This is a genomic window from Streptomyces sp. NPDC001889 (genome assembly GCF_053594535.1).
The window spans coordinates 1-7,270 of record NZ_JBSFER010000058.1; the positions used below are offsets into that span (position 1 = coordinate 1).

Annotated in this window: 2 protein-coding genes; both read right to left on the reverse strand. The window is 70.5% G+C overall.

The features are described from left to right. Positions 1–1,916 (reverse strand): condensation domain-containing protein (locus tag ACWCRA_RS35085; protein WP_451069464.1); only part of this gene is annotated, 1,916 nt, incomplete at its 3' end. Between the two features lie 5 nt (positions 1,917–1,921). Beyond that, positions 1,922–7,261, reverse strand: coding sequence for an amino acid adenylation domain-containing protein (locus ACWCRA_RS35090; protein ID WP_451069465.1), 5,340 nt, complete (start codon positions 7,259–7,261; stop codon positions 1,922–1,924). Positions 7,262–7,270 lie beyond the last annotated feature (9 nt).

Genomic DNA, 7,270 nt, shown 5'->3' on the forward strand with positions numbered 1-7,270 from the left:
AACACCCGGTCCCGGGCCGCCGCACTCCAGCACCCGTCCACCACCAGAGCCACCACCGAAGCATGCGAAACCTCCACACCCTTCGGCACACCCGAAGACCCCGACGTGAACATCACATACACCACATCGTCACCGTCGACGGTGGTCCGGGGAGTGCCGTCGGGTCCGGACAGCAGTACGCCGGCCGGGACCACGTCCACCAGCGAACCGGGCACGTCCTGGTCCGCCACCACGAGCCCGACCCGCGCCAGAACCTGCTGCCGGCGGGCGATCGGGGAGGTGGTGTCGACGGGAACGTAGCCGGCACCGGCCTTGGCGACGCCCAGGAGCACGGCCACCAGGTCCACGGAGCGGTCCATCACCACACCGACGAGGTCTCCGCGGACGACTCCACGGGCGGCGAGTCCGCACGCGACCCGGTCAGCGGCCCGGTTCAGCTCCGCGTACGACCACGCACGGTCCTCGCCGACCACCGCGACCGCATCGGGCGAACGGCCCACCTGCGCCTCGAACAACTCCACCAGCGAACCCGCCGACAACGGACGCTCCGTGTCGTTCCACCCCGACACCACCCGCTCGAACTCGACCTCGTCCAGCACCGCGAGACGACTCAGCCGACCACCCGGATCAGCCGCCATCTGCTCCAGCAACCGCAACAACCGGTCAAGAACCCCCCGCGCCTCCTCAACGCCGAACACATCCGGGCGATAGTTCAACCGCAGACCCAGACCACCGATCGAGCCCGCCACCAGTCCCAGCGGATAGTTGATCGATTCCTGGAATCCGGCGCCGGTGACCCGGAGTCCGGGCGGGCCGGGGAGCGCGTCGTCGTCCGCCGGGGAGTCACCGCTCAGGCCCGAGGGGAAGTTCTCGAAGGCCATGATGGTGTCGAAGTGGGCGCCGGGGCCCGCCAGCCGCTGGACGTCCGTGAGGCTCAGATGCTGGTAGTCCATGAGCGCGGACTGCTCCGCCTGAAGCTCCGCCAGCAGTCCGCCCACCGTCTGCGCCGGGTCCAGCCGGACCCGCACCGGCACGGTGTTGATGAACAGCCCCAGCATGCTCTCCATACCCGGCAGATCAGCCGGCCGCCCCGCCACACTCGCGCCGAAGACCACATCCCGGCGACCCGTCAGCTTCCCCACCAGCAGACCCCACGCCGCCTGCACCACCGTATTCATGGTCACCCCATGAACACGCACCAACTCCTGGAGACTGTCGTTCAGCTCGGCGCCGGCCCGCGCCGTGACCAGCTCGCCGTGGACCGGGGCGGCGTTCCGGTCGACCGGGGCGATGAGGGTCGGCTCCTCCGCGCCCTCCAGCGCCTGCCGCCATGCCTCGCGGGCCGCTTCCTTGTCCTGGCGGCCCAGCCACTCCAGGTAGGACCGGTACGGAGTCACCGGCGGCAGGCCGCCCGTACCGCCCCCGGCCTCGTACGCCGTCCACAGCTCCCGCATCAGAACCGGCAGCGACCAGCCGTCCAGCACGATGTGATGCAGGGTCACGACCGCGCGATAGCGCTCAGCGCCCACCTTGACCAGCAGAATCCGCAGAAGCGGCGGCACTGCCAGATCGAACCGGCGCGCCCGCTCCTCGACGCCCAGCCGTTCCACCCCGGCCAGCGCGTCGGCCTCGGGCAGCCCCGACAGATCCTCCTCACGCCACGGCAGAACCACCTGGCGGGCGATCACCTGCACCGGCTGATCCACTCCGGGGAGCTGCCGGAACCCGGCCCGGAGACTGGCGTGCCGGTCCAGGAGCGCCTGCCACGACGCACGCAGCACAGCCGCGTCCAGCGGCCCTTCGATGCCCAGAACCATCTGCTCGACATAGACGTCAGTGCCCTGCTCATCGAAGAGCGCGTGGAACAGCAGCCCCTCCTGAAGCGGAGAAACCGGCCAAACGTCCTCGATCCGCATCTGAGTCATCGTGCGCCCCCCTCGTTCGCAAGTGCAGTCTCAAGTTCGTCGATCTGGTTCTGGTCGAGCGTGATCAATGAGAAGTCGGACGGAGTGTGGCCACCGCCGCCGGAGCCCGAGGTGTGGGTGGCGAGGCCGGTCAGCATGGCCGCCCACCCGTCCGCCAGTGCCTGGACGGACGGCTCGTCGAGCAGGGCCGCAGGCCAGGCCAGGGTGAGAGTGAGCCGGGGCCCTTCGGGCAGATCGTGGACAACCCCCAGGGCCTCCAGTGCGTGCAGGACCGGATACTCGCCGCGCATACCGCCGTCGGATTCGCTCGCATCGGCCGGTGACCAGTCCTTCCGCGCCCCCTGGGCGACTTCGGTGGCGGCAGGGAATCTGCCGAGGTAGTTGAAGCCGATCTGCGCCGGGGCCAGTGCCGCCAGTTCGGGCGCGGTGTCGGGGTTGAGATGGCGGAGCATGCCGTATCCGAGACCGTCGCCCGGGACCGAACGCAGCTGCTCCTTGATGTCCTTGACCGTGCGGCCCGCGACCGGGGCACCCGCTCGCAGCCCGGCGAAGTCGGTGGTGCCGAGGCGGAGCCGTACCGGGTTGCTGCCGGTGAACCAGCCCACCGTCCGCGACAGATCGTCGCCCTCGGCCAGCGGAACCCGGCCGTGCCCCTCCAGATCCACCAGCAGCCCGGCCGCCGTGTGCCCCCGCCGGCGCCGCCACTCCGCCACCGCGGCCGTCAGCCCGGTGAGCAGCACATCGTCGATTCCGGTGTGGAACGCCGCCGGGACGCTGGTGAGCAGGTGCGATGTCGTGTCGATCGGGACCTCCACGGACAGCCGGCGCATCGTCGCCTCCAGATCCCGGTCCGGGTCCACCGGCCCGGTGGTGAGCGACGCGCCCGGCCCCTGGAGGAACTCCACCCATCGAGGCAGCTCCGCGAGCCTTTCCTCGGTGGTGGCCTGTGCCGCCAGCCGGCGTGCCCAGTGGCGGAACGATGTGGGTGCGCTCTGGAGTACGGGATCGCGCCCCTCGGCCAGTGCCGTGTACGCCTCGGCGAGATCGGGGACCAGCAGCCGCCAGGACACTCCGTCCACAACCAGGTGGTTGATGACGATCAGCAGCCGCCCCCGGGAATCCGGGCCAGTGTCGAACCACACCACCTGCCCCATGACACCGGCGGATGGATCGAGCCGTGCCACGGCCGCCCGGGTCTGCTCACCGATCAGCTCGGTCAGCCGGCGGCTCGGCTGCCTCTCGTCCGCCGGGTCTGCCGCATCCACCCGCTGGAGCCATGAATCGGCGGGTACGGTGCCCGGCCCGGGCACGACGAGCCGCAGCCGCTCAGGTCCGTCGTCCCCGGCCGTCAGCCGGGCCCGCAGTGCGTCGTGGTGGTCGATCAGCGCCTGTACGGCACGGGTGAGAACCACGAGGTCCAGCCCGGCCGGAGCAACCAGCAGCGCCGACTGGACGGCCTGGCTCACCCGCGAGGTGCCGACACGGTCCAGCAGCTCACGCATGACCGGGGTCAGCGGAACATCGCCCACGGGGGTGTCTCCCGCAGCGGCGGGGCCACCGCCGGTCGGGACGGCGACGGCGGCCAGGTCGCCGGGGGTCTGGCGCTCGAAGACCTGGCGGGCGGTGATGACGAGACCCGCGCGGCGAGCACTCGACACCAGCAGCATCGACATGATCGAGTCGCCGCCCAGCTCGAAGAAGGAGTCACCGACACCGACCTGCTCCAGGCCGAGTACCTCGGCGAAGAGCACACAGAGCGTCTCCTCTGCCGGCGTGGACGGGCCCGGTCCCTGTGGCACCGCCACTTCGGGCACGGGGAGGGCGGCGCGGTCGAGCTTGCCGTTGACGGTCAGCGGGAGTGCGTCCAGGACGACGATCGCGGCCGGGACCATGTACTCGGGCAGCCGGTCTCCGGCGTGCCGCTTCAGCGCGTCGGTGTCGACGGCCTCCGCGGCCGGGACGACATACGCGACGAGGCGCTTGTCTCCCGGCCGGTCCTCGCGGACGACCACCGCGACCTGGCCGACCGTCTCGTGCGAAGCGATCACAGCCTCGATCTCACCCGGCTCGACCCGGAAACCACGGATCTTCACCTGCTCATCCGCCCGGCCCGCGAAGAGGAGCTGCCCGTCAACGGTCCAGCGAGCGAGGTCGCCCGAGCGGTACATCCGGCCGCCGGAGGGGTTGGCAACGAACCGCTCAGCGGTCAGGTCGGGCCGGCCGACATAGCCCCGGGCCAGACCGGCACCCGCCACATACAGCTCACCCGTCACACCCACCGGCACCGGCTGGAGGAAATCGTCCAGCACGAACACCCGGGCGTTGCCGATGGGGGCGCCGATGGCCGGAGGCTGATCCTCCGGACCCATCGCCGGATCGAGCGGTACAGCGGTGGTGATCACGGTCGCCTCGGTCGGACCGTACGTATTCCACACCCGCGACCCCGCCAGCCACCGGCTCGCCAGATCAGCGTTCAACCGCTCCGCACCCAGCACCCAGTTCCGCACACCCGACACCGCACCCGGATCCAGCACACCCAGCAGCGACGGCACCACACTGGCAACCTCAACACCGGCGGCACGGATCATCTCCGCCAGCGCCTCCGGCTCCCTCCGCTCCTCACTCGACGCGATAGCCAACGTCCCACCCGCACCCAGCGTGACCGCGACATCCAGCACCGCCGCATCGAAGCTGAACGACGCGAACTGAAGGGCGACGACACCCTCGTCGACACCGAGCACGGGACGCATCACCTGCGCGAGGTTCGCCACCCCGCCATGGGCGACCGCGACACCCTTCGGACGGCCCGTCGAACCCGACGTATAGATCACATACGCCAACTGCTCCGGACCCACCACCGTCTCCAGGGGCGTGGACGGCTGCTCCGCGACGAGAGCGGCGATCTCGTCCCAGAGCACCACCCGCACACCCTCACCCGGCAACTCCAGCTCAGCCCCCGACAGCACCACCCCGGCACCACTGTCCGCAATCATGTAAGCGAGACGCTCCGCCGGATGCTCCGGGTCAAGCGGCACATACGCGCCACCCGCCTTCCACACCGCCAGCAGCGCCACCACCATCTCCACCCCACGCGGCAGGCACAGACCCACCACACACTCCCGACCCACACCCAAACCGGTCAGATACCGGGCCAGCCGGTTCGCACGCGCCTCCAACTCCCCGTACGACAACACCACCGACCCACACCGCACCGCGGCAACATCGGGAATCCGAACGGCCTGAGCAGCGAACAGACCGAGGACCGTGTCCGCCGCCACCACCCGACCGGTGTCATTCCACTCGGTGACAACCTGCGCCCGCTCGATCTCGTCCAGTACCTCGATCCGGCTCAGCCTGGCCTCCGGATCGGCCGCCACCTGCTCCAGCACCCGACCCAGCCGACGCGCCAGCCCCCGTACCGTCTCCTCGTCGAAGATGTCCGTGGCGTAGAGAATCCCGCCCCCGATACCAGCCGGCGCACCCTCGGCATCACGCTCCTCGGCCAGGGTCACCGACAGATCGAACCGGGCCGCCAGCTCCGAGGCCGGAGGCAGCGGATCAACCTCAAGACCGGGGAGTTCCCAGCGGGCCTCCGGCACGTTCTGGAGGGCCAGCATCACCTGGAACAGCGGGTTCCGGGAGAGCGACCGCACCGGGCTCAGTACATCCACCAGCCGCTCGAACGGCACATCCTGATGACCGTACGCAGCGAGATCGGTCTCCCGGACCCGCGCCAGCAGCTCACTGAAGGTCGGGTCCCCACTCAAGTCCGCACGAAGGACGAGCGTGTTGACGAAAAGACCGGCCAGACCGTCGAGGGTCGCCTCGCCACGGCCGGCGATCGCGGTCCCGACCGGGATATCGGCCCCGGCGCCCATCCGCGAGAGCAGCACACCCAGCGCGGCATGGACGACCATGAACATCGTCGCCCGGTTCCGCCCGGCGACCTCAACCAGACCGGCGTGGGCTTCGGCACCGACCCGTACCGGCACCGAACGCCCCTGGAAGGTGGAGACGGCAGGCCGTGAACGGTCCACCGGCAGAGTCAGTTCCTCGGGCGCCCCCGCCAGGGCCCCTCGCCAGTAGTCCAGTTGGACACGCACCAGGCTGTCGGGGTCGCCGAGGTCGCCGAGGACCTCGCGCTGCCACAGCGCGTAGTCCGCGTACTGCACCGGCAGCGCGTCCCACCCCGGCGCCCGGCCCTCCCGCCGTGCCGCGTAAGCCGTCCCCAGATCACGCGACAGCGCGCCCATCGACCAGCCGTCCACCGCGATGTGATGCGCCACGATCAACAGCACACACTCCGAAGGGCCCGTCACCAGCAACCAGACCCGCCAGGGCAGATCCGCACTGACATCGAATCCGGCTGCGGAGTGGGCCCGGAGAACGTCCGGGAGTTCGGTCTCGGTGGTCTCGGTGACGGTGAGCGGGGGCCGGCCGGCGGCGCCCGTCAGGATCTCCTGGCGCGGGGTGCCGTTCCGCTCCGGAAACACGGTCCGCAGGCTCTCGTGCCGGTCGGCCACATCACCCAGCGCCGCTTCGAGCGCCGCCACATCCAGCTCACCCGACAGACGCAGCGCGAGCGGAAGGTTGTAGGCAGCGTCCGCACCCGAGTCGGTCTCCTCCAGCCGGTTCAGGAACCACATCCGCTGCTGGGCGAACGACAGCGGCAGCACCTCAGGCCGGTCCCGGGCAGCCAACGGCACCCGAACCCCGTCCTCACCCCCGTCAATCAGCCGGGCCACCCCGGCGACCGTCGGTGTGACAAACAGATCCTTGATGCGCACCTCGGTGTCGAGGACGGCCCGGAGACGGGCGATGAGGCGCATGGCGAGGAGGGAGTCGCCGCCGAGGGCGAAGAACGACACCTCGGCCCCGACCCGGTCCAGACCCAGGACCTCGGCGAACAGTCCACACAGGACCTCCTCCACCGGCGTGGCCGGGCCCCGGCCGCCCGCCCGCACCGCCGGCTCCGGCGCCGGCAGCGCCGCACGGTCCAGCTTTCCGTTGGCCGTGACCGGCAGGGTGTCCAGGACCACCACGGACGCCGGGACCATGTACTCGGGCAGTCGGCCACCGGCGTACTCCCGCAGCTCCTCACCGGTACCCGGGTGCTCGGCGCCCGGTACGACATACGCCACCAGTCGTTTCTCGCCCGGCCGGTCCTCGCGGACGACCACCGCGACCTGGCCGACGGACGCATGCGCGGCGAGTACAGCTTCGATCTCGCCTGGTTCCACCCGGTAGCCGCGGATCTTCACCTGCTCGTCCGCACGCCCCGCGAACAGCAACTGCCCCTCGGCGTTCCAACGAGCCAGATCACCCGAACGGTACATCCGCCCGCC

What these genes read in the sequence shown, in the direction of transcription:
- ACWCRA_RS35090 (WP_451069465.1), bottom strand. Translation starts at nt 7,261, where the DNA reads ATGTACCGTTCGGGTGATCTGGCTCGTTGGAACGCCGAGGGGCAGTTG.